Source organism: Thermogemmatispora sp. (genome assembly GCF_042408735.1).
In the GTDB taxonomy this organism is placed as follows: Bacteria; Chloroflexota; Ktedonobacteria; order Ktedonobacterales; family Ktedonobacteraceae; genus Thermogemmatispora.
The window spans coordinates 1-18010 of the sequence record NZ_JBHOQV010000185.1 but is presented as its reverse complement, the minus strand read 5'-3'; the positions used below and the strand labels follow the sequence as shown (position 1 = coordinate 18010).

14 protein-coding genes are annotated in these 18010 nt (G+C 62.5%); 4 read left to right on the top strand and 10 right to left on the bottom strand.

Annotated features, from left to right (window positions below; translation table 11 throughout):
* Positions 1 to 875: 875 nt before the first annotated feature.
* On the top strand, positions 876 to 1754 hold the full coding sequence (locus ACFMO7_RS19545) for an RRXRR domain-containing protein (RefSeq protein WP_376797173.1): 879 nt from the start codon (positions 876 to 878) through the stop codon (positions 1752 to 1754).
* 421 nt (positions 1755 to 2175) lie between these two features.
* Complete coding sequence (locus ACFMO7_RS19540; protein ID WP_376797162.1) at positions 2176 to 3279, top strand: aminopeptidase; 1104 nt, start codon at positions 2176 to 2178, stop codon at positions 3277 to 3279.
* 174 nt (positions 3280 to 3453) lie between these two features.
* Here ACFMO7_RS19540 and ACFMO7_RS19535 read toward each other — a convergent pair whose 3' ends face one another.
* From ACFMO7_RS19535 to ACFMO7_RS19505, 7 genes are all read right to left on the bottom strand, one after another.
* Positions 3454 to 4263 carry a class I SAM-dependent methyltransferase gene (locus ACFMO7_RS19535; RefSeq protein ID WP_376797161.1) on the bottom strand — a complete coding sequence of 270 codons (810 nt, stop codon included), beginning with the start codon at positions 4261 to 4263 and terminating at the stop codon, positions 3454 to 3456.
* Positions 4264 to 4352: 89 nt separating this feature from the next.
* Positions 4353 to 4625, bottom strand: coding sequence for a hypothetical protein (locus tag ACFMO7_RS19530; protein ID WP_376797160.1), 273 nt, complete (start codon positions 4623 to 4625; stop codon positions 4353 to 4355).
* Positions 4626 to 4730: 105 nt separating this feature from the next.
* Positions 4731 to 5654: a WD40 repeat domain-containing protein gene (locus ACFMO7_RS19525; protein ID WP_376797159.1), complete on the bottom strand. Its 924-nt coding sequence runs from the start codon at positions 5652 to 5654 to the stop codon at positions 4731 to 4733.
* Positions 5655 to 5914: 260 nt separating this feature from the next.
* Positions 5915 to 6400 (bottom strand): molybdopterin adenylyltransferase, encoded by a 486-nt coding sequence (gene mog / locus ACFMO7_RS19520; RefSeq protein WP_376797158.1) that lies wholly within the window; start codon positions 6398 to 6400, stop codon positions 5915 to 5917.
* A gap of 10 nt (positions 6401 to 6410) precedes the next feature.
* The gene (locus ACFMO7_RS19515; protein ID WP_376797157.1) at positions 6411 to 7157 is read right to left on the bottom strand and encodes a CpXC domain-containing protein; all 747 of its coding nucleotides are present in this window, start codon (positions 7155 to 7157) and stop codon (positions 6411 to 6413) included.
* A gap of 150 nt (positions 7158 to 7307) precedes the next feature.
* The gene (locus ACFMO7_RS19510; RefSeq protein WP_376797156.1) at positions 7308 to 8579 is read right to left on the bottom strand and encodes a DNA double-strand break repair nuclease NurA; all 1272 of its coding nucleotides are present in this window, start codon (positions 8577 to 8579) and stop codon (positions 7308 to 7310) included.
* Positions 8569 to 11694, bottom strand: coding sequence for a hypothetical protein (locus ACFMO7_RS19505; RefSeq protein WP_376797155.1), 3126 nt, complete (start codon positions 11692 to 11694; stop codon positions 8569 to 8571). The genes ACFMO7_RS19510 and ACFMO7_RS19505 overlap by 11 nt, the downstream gene beginning before the upstream one ends.
* 465 nt (positions 11695 to 12159) lie before the next feature.
* On the opposite strand from ACFMO7_RS19505, the gene ACFMO7_RS19500 reads away from it, so the two are divergent.
* Together ACFMO7_RS19500 and ACFMO7_RS19495 are read left to right on the top strand one after the other, a co-directional pair.
* Positions 12160 to 13152: a hypothetical protein gene (locus ACFMO7_RS19500; protein WP_376797154.1), complete on the top strand. Its 993-nt coding sequence runs from the start codon at positions 12160 to 12162 to the stop codon at positions 13150 to 13152.
* A 263-nt stretch (positions 13153 to 13415) separates the two neighbouring features.
* On the top strand, positions 13416 to 14354 hold the full coding sequence (locus tag ACFMO7_RS19495; RefSeq protein WP_376797153.1) for a DUF6612 family protein: 939 nt from the start codon (positions 13416 to 13418) through the stop codon (positions 14352 to 14354).
* 241 nt (positions 14355 to 14595) lie between these two features.
* Here the strand turns inward: ACFMO7_RS19495 and ACFMO7_RS19490 are convergent, their stop codons facing one another.
* The 3 genes from ACFMO7_RS19490 to ACFMO7_RS19480 form a co-directional block, all read right to left on the bottom strand.
* Positions 14596 to 16146: an SPFH domain-containing protein gene (locus tag ACFMO7_RS19490; RefSeq protein ID WP_376797152.1), complete on the bottom strand. Its 1551-nt coding sequence runs from the start codon at positions 16144 to 16146 to the stop codon at positions 14596 to 14598.
* 45 nt (positions 16147 to 16191) lie between these two features.
* Positions 16192 to 17226 (bottom strand): stage 0 sporulation family protein, encoded by a 1035-nt coding sequence (locus ACFMO7_RS19485; RefSeq protein ID WP_376797151.1) that lies wholly within the window; start codon positions 17224 to 17226, stop codon positions 16192 to 16194.
* A gap of 372 nt (positions 17227 to 17598) precedes the next feature.
* A partial coding sequence (locus tag ACFMO7_RS19480) for an ANTAR domain-containing response regulator (protein WP_376797150.1) occupies positions 17599 to 18010 on the bottom strand: 412 nt, incomplete at its 5' end.

Below are 18010 nucleotides of genomic sequence, written 5' to 3'. Positions count from 1 at the left end.
TGATTTCTCTTCGAGTGCCACCGGTTACCTTTCGCGTTCTTGTAGTATGATAGAGCAAGGGTGGCATTCTGACAAGCGCCCGCTCGTCGTACAGTCGTGGGGAGAACAGAAGCCTACCGCTGTGGACCCGCGCCGGCCATCCCGTCCCTACAAGTAGGGGCGCCTGCGGGTGCAGCTTCAGAGAAGACGCCCTATACTAGTACTGGTTAGCGTTGAGGAGGAGTGAGCTGGCACTCGAGGCGAGCTGACTGTCTTCTCTTGTTCTCTCTACCAGCGAGCGGGCAGGCAGACAGGTAGACCATTTTCTTGGGGAGAGCCAGGCCGCCGCCTTCAGCAGCCCTGGCCTGGTTCATTGGCCCTCCTCCGCCAGCTCATCTCCGCCTCCCTCCGGCTAGCCTCACCAATTAGCCGATTGCCTCTGCGAAGTCAACCACCCCACGGCTAAAGCCGTGGGCTTGCAGCGAGCAGGCCCGGGGTTGACCAGGCTCGGTCAGGGCCGTAAGGTCATGGGGCTACGCTATTCGGGCCACGGCACTCCGGAGTGTGCGAGCCAGCTCCGGACCCTGCCGTCCAGGGTTAAACAGGCATACGGGGTTGAAGCCAGTGCTCTGGGAGCAACAAGCCCGGATCACCTCGGCGAGGCTCACTTGACCCTGGGGGGCACAAGCCCCAGCAAGGGAGGAGGCGCAAGCCCTGTGAGGGGGTTGATCCGAGGAGGGGATAGGAGGCCGGGCTGCTTAGGTCGTGCGCTCCTCCTGGACCCAGATGCTCCCGAAGGCCGGCGGTCCGGCGGTCGGCTATTCTGCGCGGCGGTACCCTTTCACTTCACGATCAGGTTGAGGGATAGGGAAGGGAACGATATTTAGCCGGCCGCGCTGAAGTGCGACCCCGGCACGGAGAGCACGGGCGTGGCCCTGGTGGCCGAGTTCGGCAGGCGGGGCCGGACCGTGGTTGGGGCGGCGGAGATCCAACGCCGGAGCGAGCAGGTCCGGAAGGCTCTCACGGAAGGCCGGACCAGGGGGAAGCGGAAGACGCGCTACCGGAAGCCCAGTTTTCTGAGCCGGACGCAGACATGCGACGGCTGCGGACGGCACGGCCGCCGCGCCGGTATTGTCGCGCTTGCCGAGCGGTGGATGGGCAAGGGTTCCGTCCGGGACAAAGGCTTGTCCCCTTCTCTGGCAAGCCAGGTCGAGAGCGTCGTTACCTGGGCGACCCGCCTCTGCCGGTATGGGCCGGTCTTTTTGAGAACGGTTGAACAGGTCAAATTCGACACGCAACTGCTTCAGAACCCCGACATCTCGGGCGTGGAATACCGACCAGGGTGCCTTGTTGGGTACGAGCTGCCAGAATACCCGCTGGCGAGGTTCAGCCAGGAGTGCGTCTACTGCGGTGGGGCGTCCGGCGACCCGCTGCTGAACATAGACCACGTGATCTCGAGATCGCGGGACGGCATCGATCCGGGAAGCAACCCGGGCATCGCTTGCCGGTCGTGCAGCGAGGCGAACAGGAACCGGATGCCTGCGGAACGGATGAAGGAATTGATCGTGTCCAGCGGCGAGCCTGACTGTGTTGGTGCCCGGCGTTTTCCTGAAGCGTTCAGACGGTCCAAAACAGCCGCTGCAGGACGCGGCAGCGGTGAGTATGGTTCGGTGAGTGATCGCGGAGCGGCTGAAGAGACCTGGTTCGCCTTTGGAGGTGGGGATCGGGAGGCCAGACAAAGCGCAGTCGAACCCAAGAGGGCTATCCGAGGATAGCTCTGGATAAACGCGGCTTGCGCGGGGGGATCGGGAGAGGATCTGCGGCGTGACCCCGGCATGTGGATTTGGCGGATCGAGGCGAAGGGTCCAGAACTCGAGGCCGCTACGGAACCAAGGACGGGTTTCCCATCCGGCACGCGCCGGCCGCAACGTCGTACCTGGGGTCCCGAACGGGGAGCTTGCTGTGAGCAAGAATCCAGCACGGGAAGGATGTGGGCATGCACGTTGGGCGCCTCGCTATCCGGCTGCGGCCAAGTTGCAGACTCAACGGGCTTGACGTTCATCCGAACGACTGGAAGCTTTTGCAGAGGGGTGACGGGTATGTGTAGAACATGGGATAGCCCCGGCGTTTCCTCCCCACGGCTACAGCCGGAGGGGTCCGATGCCGGGCAAGGAAAGGTGAAGAGGAGTGTCCCTTATGGTTGATCAGCGTCTTCAGACCCTGGCCCGAGTGCTTGTTCATTACTCGCTGGAGCTAAAACCTGGCGATCGACTTCTGATTCAGGCTCCCGCCGTGGCTTTCCCGCTCATCCGCGAGGTCTTTGGGGAGGCGATCCGCGCCGGTGCCCATGTGCTCGCAGTGGAGACCTTGCAGCCAGAATTGAGCGAGCTGTTGCTGCGCGAGGGCAGCGACGAGCAGCTCACCTTCGTCTCCGAGCTGGAACGCTTGCGAGTCGAGCAGTACACGGCTCGCCTCTATGTCTGGGGCGAGGAGAATACGCGCGCCTTTGCTGCGATCGATCCCCAGCGCCTGGCCCTCTATCAACGAGCGCGCCAGGAGCTATTAAGTCGCAAGCTGGAGCGCGAGGCCAATGGAGAGGCTCGCTGGTGCGGTACGCTCTTTCCGACGCACGCTTATGCCCAGAATGCCGGTATGTCTTTGAGCACCTACGAGGAATTTGTCTTTGCAGCGGGAATGCTGGATGCCCCTGATCCGATCGCAGCCTGGCGCCAGGTCTATGAGGAGCAGCGACGCATTGCGGCTTTTTTGGAGCAACACGATGAACTGCATATTGTGGCTCCGGGAACAGATCTGCGGTTGCGCACGGGCGGGCGGCGCTGGATTAACTGCGCCGGGAAGGAGAATTTTCCCGATGGCGAGGTCTTTACTGGCCCCCTCGAGGATTCGCTTTCGGGCACGATTTGCTTCAGCTACCCAGCCTTCTATGAGGGCCACGTGGTCGAGGGAATCAGCTTGACTTTTGAGGGCGGGCGCGTGGTGAAGGCTACGGCTCGTTCCGATCAGGCTTTTCTGGAAGCGATGCTCGATGTCGACTCTGGCTCGCGTACCGCCGGCGAGGTAGCCTTTGGCCTGAACTACAATATTAAGCGCTTTACCTGTAACACGCTCTTTGATGAGAAAATCGGAGGGACGATGCATCTGGCTCTCGGGGCTTCGCTGCCGGAGAGCGGCGGACGCAATAAGTCGACGATTCATTGGGATATGGTGAACGATCTCCGCGAGGGCCGCGTCTACGCCGATGGTCAACTCTGCTATGAAAACGGGCGCTTCTTGATCTAAGCCCGAGAGGGGAGCCTGACTTTCCTCCCTCCACAGGCGAGAGGGCGGCGAGCCTGAGCCTGCTTCTCGTTCAGCCGAAAAGGCTCGCCACGCTCTCGCGCCGGGTCTACCTTGCCTGCCACACTTCGGTGAGCGGTCCCTCTGCTCTGGCAGCGATGGGGCGCTCTTGACCGCTCAGGCGGCCTTTCGCCCATACCAGAGGGTCCAGCATTCCTGAGCGATAATCTCGCCACCCTGGGCCTGCTCGGACTGGGCCAGATGCTCTTCGAGAAAGGCAATGTAGGCCAGCAGCTCGTTGACTTCCTCTTCGCTCATTGCGTAGAGCGGGGCGCTAAGGACATGGTTCACCAGCTCTTCGGCCAGGGCGCTGCTGTTGGGATAGACGCCGCGTGTCTCCCACAGAGAGCGCTGCTGTACCTCGCGAAAGCCAACGTCCTGCATGATCTGGCGTACCTCTTCGCGTTTGCAGCGGGCCAGCAGACGCTGATCGACCAGACGCGGGTAGCGGCCAAAGAGATAGCCCCAGATATGGGTCCTGCTCCCCGGCTCCAGCAGGTCTTCGGGAGTCTGGTCCTGGATGAGCAACTGACCACCGGGCTTAAGCAGGCGATAGGCCTCGATGAGGCAAGGGCGCAGCTCCGCGGATTGCAGGTCGCGCAGCAGGGCACGCATGAAGACGATATCGTAGCGCTCGGCCAGAAGTCCGGTGGCCAGGGCGTTGCCGCGTAGAAATTCGAGGTTGCGATAGCCCGCGCAGCGTTGGCGCGCCTGCTCTAGCTGCTCTTCGGCGCTATCGAGACCAATGACATAGGCAGCCCCCAGCTCAGCCAGGGCTTGAGTGTAGAGGCCATTGCCACAGCCGAGATCGAGGACAAGCTTGCCGCTGGGCGGGATGAGAGTGGTGACCGCCTCCAGCCAGGCCGGATCGGGGCGGTCGCTGCTCTGCAGCAGCCCTCTTTTTTCTGGATAGACTCGGGTCGCCATGATTCCCGCTCCTTCCTGATTGAGGCACATCGGTTCAGCGCGACCGTCTGACACTGTCGCAGGCCGGCAGAGGCGAGGGCGACCAACGCCTAGATGAGGCGCCTGGGAGCGCTCAGCCCTTTTCGGACATAGGCTTTGGTCCCCTCTGGCCCGCGAATGCGCAGCCAGAGCGGCCCGCGCTGCGGTGCGAACTGCAGTTCAAAGGCGAGCAGGGGAGCGCACTCGCGCTCGACTTTGATGAGCGCAAGGATGGCCGCAAGCTGGGCTGGTTCGCCTCTGAAGCGAAAGGCATAGCCGTCGCTGAGTTCTTCGACCTCCTCGGCCTCCCGAAAAAGGTCGAGGCTGCTTTCTTGGCGGCGCATGATCCACCCCCGCTCTTGGCTGGCATCTTCGCTGGACATGGCTGATTCTCGCATGCTCGCGTTAGAAATGGCTGTGACTCAGGTCCCTTTGATGCTACTGCTGAGCTAATCTGCATCTATACTCAGGATATGTATCAGTGTATCACTGGCCGAAGCAATTTGCCTACCCCGGGGAGACCAGGCCAGGCAGCGGATCCAGCGCCGGTGCTCGCCATAGCTGAGAAGGGTAGTTCCGCTGCTGGCGCGCCAGATCAGAAGGCGACTGTCATCGCCAGCCGAGGCGATGTACTGACCATCCGGCGACCAGGCCAGAGCTTTCAGGGGCTGGTTATGGCCGCGATAGGCGGTGAGGAGCTGCGGCTGCGGGACTTGCGGCTGCCAGACCAGGACCCGGCTGTCGGCACCTCCCGAAGCGATCTGTCGACTATCTGGCGACCAGACGGCGCTGTAGACGGGCCGGCCATGCTCGTGGAAGCGCAGGCAGCGCTCGGCGCTCAGTGTGGGGGTTAAGGTAATTGTCCAGATGTCGACATAGCCGTCAAAGCTCGCGCTGAGCAGGTGTTGCCCGTTAGAGGCCCAGCCAACCGCGAAGAGGCGGTATTGCTGCTGGTCGACGAGCAGGCAGCGCCCGCTACGGCTCTCCCAAAGCTGCAGGCTGCTGTCACCGTAGTCGCCGCCGGAGATGAGGTAGTCGCCGCTGGGAGACCAGGCCAGGGAACGGACGAAGCGGCGATGTCCGCGGTAGATGAGCAGGCAGCGCTCAGGTGCCGTGGCTTCCCAGAGATGGACGGTGCCGGCGGTATCGCCCGAGGCCAGCCAACGACCATCGGGGGACCAGGCCAGTGAGAGAACGCACTGCTCGTGGCCCGTGTAGATGGCCCAGGGTGCAAGCTCGCCGTCTTCCGAAGAGCGCCAGAGACGTACGGTCCGATCTCGTCCAGCGGAAGCGAGGAGCTGGCCATCTGGCGACCAGGCCAGGGCAAAGATGGCGTCGCTGTGAGCGGCATAGCGTCTGGCTGTCATGCGCATGACGGTCTATGGCATCTCGCTCGGCAGCCCCAGACGACGGCCTCTCTCTTCCCGCCTGCCCCCCGCGAGGACGGGGAGCCAAAGCTCAGCATCAGGTCTCCCCCCAGATTGGCCAGAACCAGGGGCGCCGCCGGCGGCTGAGCATCGCCCGCCAGGGCAGTCGGGCTGACACCATCAGGAAGATCTAAAGGCTTAAAAAAAGCCAGCGTGAACATGCTATCCCGGGCAGCGTTTTTGGGACAGGAGCGCTGATCGCCAGGTTAGTGCTCGCTGGGACCGCCGGTGAGCAGGTTGATAGCATGTGGCAGCACGGGCAGGATCGTCTCCAGACATTCTTTGACGGCCTTGGGACTGCCCGGCAGGTTCACAATGAGCGTCTGCCCGCGCGTGCCGGCGATCCCGCGCGAAAGCATGCCAAAGGGCGTATGCTGCAGGCTTGCGGCGCGCATGGCTTCGGCCAGGCCCGGGGCCTCGCGTTCTATGACGGCCCTGGTGGCTTCGGGGGTTACATCGCGAGGGGCCAGGCCGGTGCCACCGGTCGTAAGGATCAAGTTCAGCCGCCGCTCATCGCACCAGGTGCGCAGCATGGCCTCGATCTGATCCCGTTCATCGGGAACAATAGCGGCAGCGCTAACCACCGCCTCGGGAAGCTGAGCCACGAGCGAGCGGATGGTCTCGCCACTCGTATCCTGGCGCCTTCCCTGAGCGGCGCCGTCGCTGATCGTCAAGATGCCAACTGTGATCATGGCCTCTTCCTTACCCCCTGGGGGCCAAGGCTCGCATAATGGCTCCGATCTGCCGCCGCGGACCATAGAGCCAGACCGTGTACGTTTCGCCCTGCTCTTCCTCCTCAACGATGCACTGCATCTCACGTGCCAGGCGCCGGGCGATGTCCAGCATCTGACCGCGCTGAGCGGTGCTGCGGCTCTGAGTGCGCAGGGCGATCTTGCCGAGGCGTTCATCCTGGCTCAGACTGGTATTGATCAGCAGGGCCAGTTGATCCAGCCCAAAGATCACCTGGAGGGGAGGTACCTCCTCGCCCGGCCCTCGCACCGCCGCGGCGGCAGCGAGGGAGGAAGCCATCTCGTCCGTGTCTGGAACCTCGGATTCGCCGGTTCCACCTGCGCCCTGGTCCGCCTTCGCTTCTTGCAGGGCCCGTGAGGCCGACCCCTTCTCCGGCTCCCCTTGCGGTTGGGCCACGCGCTCGTAGACCTCGCGCAACCTGGCCTCGATCAGTTCGCGCCCCTCCCGCGGCACGTTCTCGCGGGGATGAACGTAGACGAGCAGGCGATTGGGCAGATCGGAATAGATGAAGGGCCGCCGCGCCTGGGCTCGCCGTCCACAGGCGGGACAGGTCACTACGTTGAGGCGGCCCGCCAGCAGCGCATAACGCAGGTGCGGGTCACGCGCGGCGTTAACATACTCATAGATCTGGCACTCAAAGCTATGACCACAGCGACAGGTCAGCTTGTAGCTGGCTGTCCGCGATGTTAGTTGCGACATAATAGATGATAGCGCTTCGAAAAAGACATCCTCTCCGACAAGATTGACCACACAGGCTTCAAACATCTCTATGATATCACATCGCGGCAGCTCCGAGCGCCGGCAGGCTCGTCCCTGGCGACGGTCGCATTCCAGAGGCCCGAGCGGCCTTTAGCGCCGTCGACTTTTACTGAGCGCCTTGGAGGAGAAGGTAAAACTCAGACCCTGGCTTTCGATAAACTGCTGGAAGTGCGCATAGAACTCGCTGCGATCCTGAAGAGTGATGACGGCCACGGCATCCGCGGTCTCAATGGCATAGGGATAGCCCTGACCTCCGGCGATAATCTCGGCCCGCACGACATCGATGACGGGATCAAGCAGGCCCTCGTCGACGATCCAGCGCGGGAACTCGAGGCGGGCCGGCGGGCGCTGACTGACAGCCTGCAGATAGCAAAAGGCGATACGCTCGCGGTAGGGACCGTAGTGGTCAAGGACGTCACCGCGAGCACAGATCATGGCCGGAGTGCGATCGCCCCAGCGCAGGCGCCCCTGCCAGAGTAGGGCATCGTGAATGCGCTTGGTCTCGCGCAGCAGCGGCTGCGGCTGCATGGAGTCGAGACGCAGGAGCATGGTAATGATATCACGCGCATAGCTGGTATCGATGTAGCCAATCAGGGGAACACGAAAGCGCTCCGAGGCTTGCAGCAGCGCCACGGCCCCAGCGATGTAGCGCTCGCGGTATGGACTGGGCATCGTGAGAGCGAAGGAGACGACCAGTGAGCCATCGAAGAAGACGACGGGACTGTGAGCCGGCTCCTCGGGACGGCGCTGACGAGCCAGCCGCTCCATCTGGCCGCAAAGGGTCTCGACCTCGAGCTGGAAGCGGCGCAGCGAGACCTGCAGCTCGGAGTAGGGGTAGCCACTGGGATCGGCACTCTCGCTGGACGCCTCTTCAAGGATTTCGTCAGGCGCCAGCACTTCAAGGCGCACGTCCTTGACGTAGGGGCGCCCACGTTGGTGGGGATTGATAAAGAGGCCAACCTGGACCAGAGCCACGGGGATCGAGGCATCGCGCCAGGGCTGAAGCTGGCTGCCGTCAACAGCCAGGGTGGTGATCCCCTCGATGCATTCCGCCCACTGCCGGGCCTGCTCATGATTGGCAAAGCGCTCGTTGAAGCGAAAGACAGGAGCGTGGTAGTCGTCCTGGCCGGCCGCGACGAGCCAGCGATCGAACTCGATCGTTGGGCGCGCTCCCGCTGGCGGCAGACCTTCGCCCCTGGGTGGCAGATGTTGCTCCAGATGGGCGCTTGAGCGGTAGCGACGATGGAGGGTCTCCAGGGCGTGACGATAGGCCCCCAACTGATCGCTGTACGCCCCGCCGTAGAGCGTGAATTGGTCGCGTTTGCTGGCCAGGGCGGCCAATAGCTTGCCCCTATGGAGCATGAGCGTGTTCCTCCTCCCGCTCAAAGGCAGCCTGCCACTCTTCGTCACTGACCAGGCGCGTCTCGCCGTTCTCTTTGCGCAGGCGGATCAGGCTGTCGAGTCCTTGCTCAAAGGTATCGTCATGGCTAATAACGATCAGCTGATCGAACCCGCGGACACGCCGAATCTGCTCCGCCAGGTTCGTGCGGCGGGTGCTATCCATGTTCTGGGTCGGCTCGTCGAAGAAGGCGATGGTCAGGTTGGAAAGCTTTTTGAGCAGGGCCAGGCGCACGGCCAGGGCGGCGCTCATCTGCTCGCCGCCGCTGAGCTGGGCAAAGGTGCGCGTGGCGCTGCGGCTACGCACGACAATTTCGTAGTCGTCCTGCCAGCTCAGTTGAGCGCTGCGATCCCCCATGATTTCACCAAAGATGCGGTTGGCCTCGGCAGAGATCTCGGCCAGGCGGGCCCGCAGGATCTGCGGAGCGGCTTCTTTAAGCAACTGCCTGAAGAGATCTATCATGCCATTGAGATCCTCAATGGTGCGATATTCCTGCTGAGCAGCTTCTAACGCCACGAGGAGCGTCTCGGCCTGACGGATGCGCGTCTCCAGCTCGGCCAGGCGAGAGCGCGTGTGTTGCAAGGCGGTAGTATAGCCCTTGAGGTCGGCGCGCAGCTTCTTGATCTCTTCATCGGTGCGCAGAAAGGTGGCCTCGTCAAAAGCGATCTGGGCCTGCTGATAGATGCGCTCGGCCTGCTGGCGCTCCTGCTCGGCGGCCAGGTAGTCGGCGCTGGCTTGCGCGTGGGCTTGTTGACGCTGAGGCAATTGACGCGCTCCCTGCTCATGGGCCAGATAGGTCTGGTAGCCGGCCTGAGCCTGGCGGCGGCGAGCCTCCTGTTCAGCCAGGCGGCTATCGAGGTCCTCATAGGCAGCCAGGTGCGCGTTGAGGGCCTCCAGCTCTTGCTTCAGTTCAGCCTCCTTTTGGATCAGCCCGGCCAGTTGCTCGCGCAGTTGAGGCTCGCGCTCGATGGTGGTCAGGAGGCCACGAATCTGGCCGGCGGGATCATCGAGCGCCGTCAACTGGGTTTCAACCTCCTGGAGCCTCTCCTGGGCACCCTGCAACTGCTGCACCTGCTGTCGACGTTCGACAAGCTGATCGTTTATCTGCTTTAGCTGCTCTTCGAGCTGCTCGACTTTCGCCCGCAGGCCCGGCAAGGCCCGCACGCGCTGATCGGCCATCTCGCTGCGGCGCTTCTCTTCTTCGGCCTGAGCGATCTCCTGGCCCAGGTTCTCTAATTCAGCCAGCTCCTGCTGGAGGCCGTCGACGTCGCGTTGCAGGCGCAGCAGCTCGCCGGCCAGTTGGCGCAGGCGCTCCACGCATTCAGCCTGCTGCGCCCGATAATGGCCCAAGCGCTCATATTCCTGGGCGTAGGCGGTCAGGCTGGCAACCTGTTCCTCCAGCCTCTGCTGTTGCTCTCGCAGAGCTGCAAGCTGGGCTTCATCTTGGGCAATGAGTTGCTCGAAATAGGATTCGAGGCTGGCCAGCCCCTTCTGGCGAATGTTGAGGCACGGCTCATGAAGGAGGGGACAGAGGCCGCCGCGCGAGCGACTGTACGACTCGCGGTAACCATCAATGTTGGCCTCCAGACGATAGCGCTGGGCAGTCAACTGGGCCTGCTCTGCGCGCAGGGCCGGCAGGGCCTCTACCTCCTGGCGCCTAGCCTCGACCGCGGCGATCGTCTCCTCAAGGCTCCGCAGGCGCTCAGCCGTCCGGGCGCGCTCCTCTTCTTTCTGGCGCAGAGACTCCAGCTTCTCCTGAAGCTGGCGTTGTTTCTGGCTGCGCTCCGTCAGGCGAGCCTGGAGCCGGGTTACGCGGGCGATGTGTTCAGGAAGCTGGCTGGCCCGCTCTTGCAGCGGTTCGATCTCGCGCACCTGATGCTGCAATTCCTGCAAGCGCTTTGTTTGTAGCTCCTGTTGGCGACGCAAACTGCGCCCTTCTTCGACCAGCTCATTGTAGCGCTGCACCTGCTGGCGCAGCTCCTCCCGCCGGCGCTCCAGCTCGCGCTGACGATCGGCCAGCGGCGATAGCTCGACAACGCGCTGGCGGGCGCGCTCGATCTCGCTGAGAGCTGCCTCTAGATGGGTCTTATTAGCGCTGATGCCCGCCCGGCGCTGCTCCAGGGCGGCCTGCTGCTGGCGCAGCCTGTTGCGCTGGCGCTCGGCCTGGCGCAGTTCCTGTAAGGCGGCCTCGGCCTCCTGATAGGCCAGATAGGCGGCGCGATTCTCCTCGACCAGGGCCTGGGCCTGGCGCGCCAGTGCCAGCTCCTGTTCGCACTGTAGTAGCCGCTGGCGCGCGGCCTCACGCCTTAGCTGGGACTGCTCGAAGCGGTGACGCAGGTCGAGCAGCTCGTCGCGTTGGCGCTGCAGAAGCGCATAATGGTTCTCAAGCTCCTCCAGTCGGCGCGTGCCCGTGGCAATCAGCTCGGTCTGATGGCGTTCCTGCTGGCGGGCCTGTTCAAGCTCCTCCCGCCATTGGCCCAGGTCGCGCGTCTCGAAGCTGAGGCGCTGAATCTCCTGCTGTTGCTGCTGCATCTGATCTTTATAGTAATTCTGGACCTCGCGCAAGTAGTCGGAGGCCAGACGATAGTCTTCGATCTGCAGCAGCTCATCGAAGGTCTTTTTGCGCTTGGCCGGCGTCTCTAGAAAGACCGCCGTGAAGGTTCCCTGGGGCACGCCGAGAGCGTCCTGGAAGAGGGTTGGCAGGGGGCGCTCGCGCTCGATCCCGAACAGCTCATGCAGTTTATCGAGCACGTCGGTGCGCTGTTCCAGGCGATAGTCAGCCTCGCAATCGTATAGCTGCCAGTAGGCGCCGGCACCGCAGCGGCGCTCGACAATATAGCGGCGCTCGTCGTTGCCCACCAGATGGACGCGGATCAGGCCATATTTCTCGCCTTCGCGTACAAACTGACTATGCTGCTTATACGGCAAGGCATCGAAGAGGGCAAAGCCAATGGCCTCGACCAGCGTGGTCTTTCCGGCCCCATTAGCCCCCTGGATGGCCGTCGTCCCACGCCGGAATTCGACGGTCAGATGACGATAGCTCTTGATGTTTTCCAGCTCAAGACGAGTGATCAACATGCCGCACTAGCCTTCCGCTCTACTCTGCTCTTTTGCCAGCCAGCGGATGAAGCCGTCCAGGCTCGCGCTCTCCCACAGCATCGGCGAGGCCAGGGCAAGCATGAGCTGGTCTGGCCTGCTGTCTGCTGGGAGAGGCGAAGGAGGCCCCTCCGAAGGAGCACAGACCCTGCCCCGGGACCGGGTTATGCTTGTTGTTTCTCTCCTGCGAGGCCGAAAGCGGTAGCTCCCAGGCGCATTATACCATGTCCGCGCACTGAAACACAGCTTCGCCCTGGCACGTGTCAGAGGAAGGAAGCGGGGAGAAGATGCACAGCGGGCTTCTGCTTCCCTGGGGGCAAGGCTGGTCCAGTCCGGTTGCCTTCCGCCTCTTACCAGGGTGCCCCCTGGAGAAGGGTCGTTCCGCCCTGCCCTTATAGATAGAGATAGAGCAAGCGAAAGACGACAGCCCACAGAGAGGAGTTTCTCATGCAGAGCATGTCACCCAAGAACAGAGCGGGCCGACGCGCGATGTTCGCCGTTCTGGTCCTGGGAATGGGTCTCGTCCTGGCGCTGAGCGCCTGCGAGGTGAGCCTGACGCCGGTACAGCAGAGCAGCCAGCTCTCGGTTGGCCAGGTCTTGCAGAAGAGCAGCCAGGCCATGCAGAAGTTGAAGAGCTTCGCCTTTACGCTGGCGGCCAACGGTACCCTGCAGGGCACCGGCCAGGGAACAGCCACGGCGACCGTCGGGGCGACGCCCACTCCCGCAGGCGCCACGCCGGCAGCCACGGCCAACGCCACACCCCTGGTCAGCCTGAGCTTCAATCTGACAGGCAACGGCCAGCAGTCCCTGAGCGACGGGCGGCAGGCACTCAATCTGACCCTCAATCAGAGCACGCAGCTAGCGGAGATCATCATCGGTCAGCAGGTCTATCTGCAGAATCCGCGCGGCCAGTGGTACGTCATCGATGCTTCGCGGCTGGAGGCGGCGAGCGGCAACCTGTTCGCCGGCTGGAAGCTAGACACCAACGCCCTCCTGACGCTAGCCCTGCACAGCCGTATTAGCGATCACGGCGCGGAAAGCCTTAACGGACAGAGCTTGCGTCACATCAGCGCCGTTCTGGACAAAGAGGGACTGCGTCAACTGCTGACGAGCAACACACAGCTCCGCAGCCTGCTCGGCAGCCAGAATCTCAATAGCCTGGTCGACCATACGCGCAGCTTCCAGGCCACGCTCGATCTGTGGATCGATGAAACGCAGTTCTACCTGCATCGCGTGCAGCTCAAGCTGAGCCTGAACGGCGAGACCAGCGGTCTGCTGACGCCGGTGGCCGGGGTGGCCAGCACACTGCTGCCACCGACCCTGCTCGTGAATCTCAGCAGCGAGGTCGATCTCAGTAAGTTCAACCAACCTGTGACGATCACAGCCCCGGCCAACGCCACGCCGACAGATGATCCCCAGACCATCTTTCAGACAAGCTAAACCTCCTTCCTCCTCGCTGAGTGAATGAGGTGGTGGACAGGTCAGACAGGTCAGCCCACGGGCAGCTTGTGGGATAAGCGGCAGATAGCGAGCCACACAGGCTGTCCGTGGCTTTTATGAGGTGCTATCGCTCTTGACGTAGCATGGCAAGAATGCCGAGAGGGGACAAAGGAAAGTAATCGCCAGCTTTTTTATAGAGAACGTTACAAGACGTTTATCTCCTTTCAGGAACACTTCCACCACGCGAGTGAAAGGAGGTTGCCATGCTCATCCGCCGGCTATCGACGAGGACGTTTCTGGCCGGCCTGTTCGGTCTGATGCTTCTGCTCAGCGCCTGCGGAAGCGTCAGCGGCGGCAGCGGCCCCAGCAGCACCCTGACTGCTGGCCAGGTGTTGCAGAAAGCGCTCACTACCATGCAGCATCTAAAAACAGTCCACCTGGACCTGTCCCTCACAGAAAACCTCCAGATGCAGAGCCAGGAGACAGCCACGCCGAGCAGCCAGAGCAGCAGTCTGCCCGGCAACCTGGCCATCTCAATCCAAGGCAGTGGCGATGAGGTCTTTCCAGACCAGGCTTCGGCTCAGCTCAAAGTGAGCGTGCCCGGTCTCGGCAGCAACCTGCAGCTCAATGAAATCCTCCAAGATGGCAAGGTCTACATCCAAAACAAGCAGGGGCAATGGTATGTCCTGGAGCAAAGCAGTTTGAGCGGCAGCAGCAGCTTCCTCGGGGCCGTCAACAGCGATCAGTATACCCGGCTGCTCGCCCTGGCACAGAAGGCTCAGCTCACCGATCACGGCGACCAGACCCTGCACGGCCAGAGTCTGCGCCATATCAGCGTCACCTTCGGTCGAGATGCCCTTAAGGAGCTGCTCACCTCCTTTGAGCAGCTACCCAGCGGCCTCAGCCAGAGTGACATCCAGCGAATCGCCCAGGCCACAACGCTGCGGCAGGCCGGGCTGGATCTCTGGATCGACGAGCAGAACTTCTATGTTCACGAAATGAATCTAAAGATGAACATAGATCTCGATGCGAATAAGCTGCTCCAAAGCACGGCAACAACAGGCAACTCCGGCATGAGCGGCGTCCTCGGCATCCAGGTCAACGCCACGGTGGACTACAGCCAGTTCAACCAGCCGTTCACGATCAAGGCCCCGACCAACGCCACGCCCACCGATAACCCTCAGACCATCTTCCAACAATAGCGGCTTAGCTTGAGCGCGAGGAGAATCTCCGCTCCTGCCGCGACGGGAGGCGGCGAGGGACTTGCTCGCTCCTTCACGAAAAGACAAGGGCCAGACCGACCGAGGTTCGGTCTGATCTGCCCTTGTCTCACTGCTCAGATCTGCAGCCAATTCCAGCCATCGCTCTCTGCGCTGGCGCACACGCTCCCAGGGAGGGAGCGCAGCCAGCCCCTGCCGGGAAAGGCAGCTTCCGGCAAGCAAGTTAGCTCTGGTTGGGACGTTCCAGCTCCGTTTGATCAGCGTACTGCGGCGCATAGGCCCGTATGCGCTGCTTCTGCTGGCGGATCAGGTCGGCTCGTTCACGCAGGACGCTCGCTGCTCGCGCGGCATCAAAGCTGACCAGGCGGCTCAGCTCCGGATCGTTGGCCACGGCCTCGAAACGCGCCGCGATCGAGGAGATCGTCTCAGGATCGGTAATGCGCTCGTTGCGAACAGCCTCATAGGCGCTCACGAGGATCTCCTCTTTCAAGGTCAGGGGAGACAGCGACGGGGCAGCCGCCGCCTTCTGCTCTCCGGCCTGGGCGGCAGCTCTTGCCGGATCAGGGCCAGGATCGGCCATGCGCGCCGTTGACGCCAGGCTCTGAGGCGAACCGGCAGCAACCCTGACCCCAGCGGTCTCCGAGCCGTGCGCGGCTTCGGCCCCGTTAGCCGTTCGACCATTGGTCCTGACCGCCTCCATAGCATCCGTATCGGGGGGCAGCGAACCGCGCGGCACCACCGCCACATCATGAATATGGATCCAGTGGATCTGCACCCCCCAGATCGCCACCTGATCCTGCATGCGCTCCGCCAGCTCGCCGTTAACCACCTCCCAGCTCGTAGCCTCCTCCTCATAAGAGGGCGAAGACTCATAGACCGGCGAGCGGCGTGCCAGGAAATAGCCCACACTGAAGGTTGAAACTACTGCCTGGATGGTTGTCAGCAAGAGCTGCCGGAGGCTGGCCTCCCAATCATTGACCTCAGTCACTGCCAGATAGGCATCCTCGGGCAGAAGCTGGTAGCAGATCGTGGCCGAGAGATAGACATCCTCGTCGGGAGTCAGATGCACCACCTGGGGCGGACAGGTCCATTGCGTGCGCCGCGTATTCAGACGGTGAGCCACGCGTTCCCAGGGGAGAAGCACATTCGGGCCGGGAAAGAGCGTGCGACGATACTGCCCGAAGGCGAAGACCAGATCAACATAGCCCTCCGGCACCGGATGGAGCAGGTAACGCAGCAGGACGACCGCGCCCCCAATCAAGAGGATCAAGAGGATCAGGCTGACCAGAGGACCAAAGAGGGCAAAAGAGCCAGCAACCAGGAATAACCCAACACCAGAGGCTAGAGCCAGCGACCACAAGACCGTGTTATCGGCGGCATAGTAAAGCATGACGCCGTGGAGGATAGCGATCGCCAGCAGGATCAGAGCCGCCGGCAAGAGGCCCGCATGCGACAGGTAGGCCTTGCCATGCAGGGCAGCCGGCACCAGGAGCAGGAACGTAACGATAGCAAATAACAGCGGCAGGAGCAGCGGAGAAAACTGCCTGGCAACTAACCAGAGCGTTTCGACACGCGAGGAAGGGTAGCCTTCATCGGCTAACCCATCGGTATCCGCCTCTGTCTCGGGCAGAGCGGAAACGGATATTGAGTCATCAGGGGCAAGTGGACCCTGGCGGGCAGTAGCCGCCGCCTGCGAGGCCGGGGCCGGGGCCGTCCAAATCGCGCTGGCCACGGGGTCATCGGCCTGGCCCGGGTCCATCCATTGTGAAGACATAGACGCGCCTCCCTCTCTCAGCACCTGAAGAAGCTAATCCGCCCGTTACTGATTCAGATTGGTATTGCTGGTGCTGCAGCCGGACCGGCAGCCGCTTTGAGAGCCGCAGCGCGGGCAGGGGCCAGGGCCCGAGTGACCACAGCCGCAGCCGGCCCCGGGGGCCGCAGACTCCTCCTGACGATAAGGATTCAGCCGACAGGTCTGACAACAACCGCCACCCGCGGATGAGGCACGCCCTGACCCCGAACCTGGGCCTTGCTCCTGCCGCTGGGGGACAGGGACCTGGATCGTCGCCCCGCTTTCCAGCATGACCTCGACCGTTTCCTTGGGTACATTGATCGAAACCACCTTGCCGGGTCCGCTGGGCGTCTCCAGAATGGTCCCGATCTGCGGCATACGCTTCTTGGCCTGAATATAGTTCTCATTCTCGTAGGACAGGCAACAGAGCAAACGGCCACAGACTCCCGAGATCTTGGCCGGGTTGAGGGGCAGGCCCTGTTCCTTGGCCATTTTAATCGAAATGATGCCGAAATCGCTGATCCAGGAGCTGCAGCAGAGCGTCTTGCCGCAGGGGCCCACGCCGCCCTGAAGCTTGGCCTGATCGCGTGCTCCGATCTGGCGCAGCTCGATGCGCGTGCGAAAAGTCGCTGCCAGATCGCGTACCAGGGCCCGGAAGTCGACGCGCTCATCCGAGGTGAAATAGAACGTCAAACGGCTCCCATCAAAAGTATACTCCGCCTCCACCAATTTCATAGGAAGCTTGTGCTGAGCAATGCGCTGCGCACAGCGAACCAATGCTTCCTTTTCCTTCGCCTTATAGGAGAGCATCATGCGCAGCTCCTCCTCGGTTGCCAGGCGGAGCACAGGTTTCAGGGGGTCGCTCAGCTCGCTTTCTGCCACCTTTTTCGCGGGGATGACTACACGGCCCGCCTCCACCCCTCGCACCGTCTCGACGATCACATACTGGCCCGTGCGATAGGTCTGTCCCTGGGGATCAAAATAATAAATGCGCCCGGCGGGACGGAACCGGATACCGACAACCGTGACAACGTTCTCAGTAGCAGAAACTGTCGGCTGCATCGCTCCCGTCTGATGTCCTTCTTCTCTTTCCTTCCGTCTCGGCTTGCCTCTGCTTCTCTCCCTCTTGCTTTGGCCTTGCGTACGCGCCTCGCCCAGCGCCCTGGCCCCGGAAGGAGGCGGACGGGACAGACAGCTAGCTCTCCTTAATTCAGCCGATGCGATCTCGCGCGACGCGCAACGAGGACAACCCAGAGGGGAGGGGACGGCGGCAATGCCGCCCCCGACTCGAGCCTTGTTCTGCTCTCTCTGCTCTGCAACGGACTCTTTCGTCAGCCTTAGCGCCTGCTGCCCGACAGCGACAAGATAAAACGAAACTCGCTCGCCTCTCCTCCCACCCTTTGGGCGGGCCAGCAAGTGGCGCGACTGACCAGGCTACATCTCGTTGATCTCGTTAGTCAGCAGGATGGCCTCCGCAACCTCGCGCATCGACTTGCGGTTGTTCATGCTGGCCTTCTGGATCTTACGGAAAGCCTCCTGCTCGGTCAGGCCATAGCGCTGCATCAGCAGCCCCTTTGCCCGCTCGACCACCTTGCGGGTCTCAAGCTGCTCGCTCAGCTCCTTCGCCTTCCCCTCCATCGCGCGGAACTCGTTGTAGCGGGCGAGTGCCACCTCGATGGCCGGGGCCACCTCGCTCTCGCGCAGCGGCTTCACAATATAATTCACGACACCAGCCTGCTTCGCACGCTCGACCAGCGGTTGATCGCCAAAGGCGGTCAGCAGCAGCACCGGCGCGATGCGTTCCTGCGTCAGAATCTCGGCGGCAGCAATGCCGTCCATATCGGGC

What these genes read in the sequence shown, in the direction of transcription:
- ACFMO7_RS19540 (WP_376797162.1), top strand. Translation starts at nt 2,176, where the DNA reads ATGGTTGATCAGCGTCTTCAGACCCTGGCCCGAGTGCTTGTTCATTAC.
- ACFMO7_RS19535 (WP_376797161.1), bottom strand. Translation starts at nt 4,263, where the DNA reads ATGGCGACCCGAGTCTATCCAGAAAAAAGAGGGCTGCTGCAGAGCAGC.
- ACFMO7_RS19530 (WP_376797160.1), bottom strand. Translation starts at nt 4,625, where the DNA reads ATGCGCCGCCAAGAAAGCAGCCTCGACCTTTTTCGGGAGGCCGAGGAG.
- ACFMO7_RS19525 (WP_376797159.1), bottom strand. Translation starts at nt 5,654, where the DNA reads ATGCGCATGACAGCCAGACGCTATGCCGCTCACAGCGACGCCATCTTT.
- mog (WP_376797158.1), bottom strand. Translation starts at nt 6,400, where the DNA reads ATGATCACAGTTGGCATCTTGACGATCAGCGACGGCGCCGCTCAGGGA.
- ACFMO7_RS19515 (WP_376797157.1), bottom strand. Translation starts at nt 7,157, where the DNA reads ATGTCGCAACTAACATCGCGGACAGCCAGCTACAAGCTGACCTGTCGC.
- ACFMO7_RS19510 (WP_376797156.1), bottom strand. Translation starts at nt 8,579, where the DNA reads ATGCTCCATAGGGGCAAGCTATTGGCCGCCCTGGCCAGCAAACGCGAC.
- ACFMO7_RS19505 (WP_376797155.1), bottom strand. Translation starts at nt 11,694, where the DNA reads ATGTTGATCACTCGTCTTGAGCTGGAAAACATCAAGAGCTATCGTCAT.
- ACFMO7_RS19500 (WP_376797154.1), top strand. Translation starts at nt 12,160, where the DNA reads ATGCAGAGCATGTCACCCAAGAACAGAGCGGGCCGACGCGCGATGTTC.
- ACFMO7_RS19495 (WP_376797153.1), top strand. Translation starts at nt 13,416, where the DNA reads ATGCTCATCCGCCGGCTATCGACGAGGACGTTTCTGGCCGGCCTGTTC.
- ACFMO7_RS19490 (WP_376797152.1), bottom strand. Translation starts at nt 16,146, where the DNA reads ATGTCTTCACAATGGATGGACCCGGGCCAGGCCGATGACCCCGTGGCC.
- ACFMO7_RS19485 (WP_376797151.1), bottom strand. Translation starts at nt 17,226, where the DNA reads ATGCAGCCGACAGTTTCTGCTACTGAGAACGTTGTCACGGTTGTCGGT.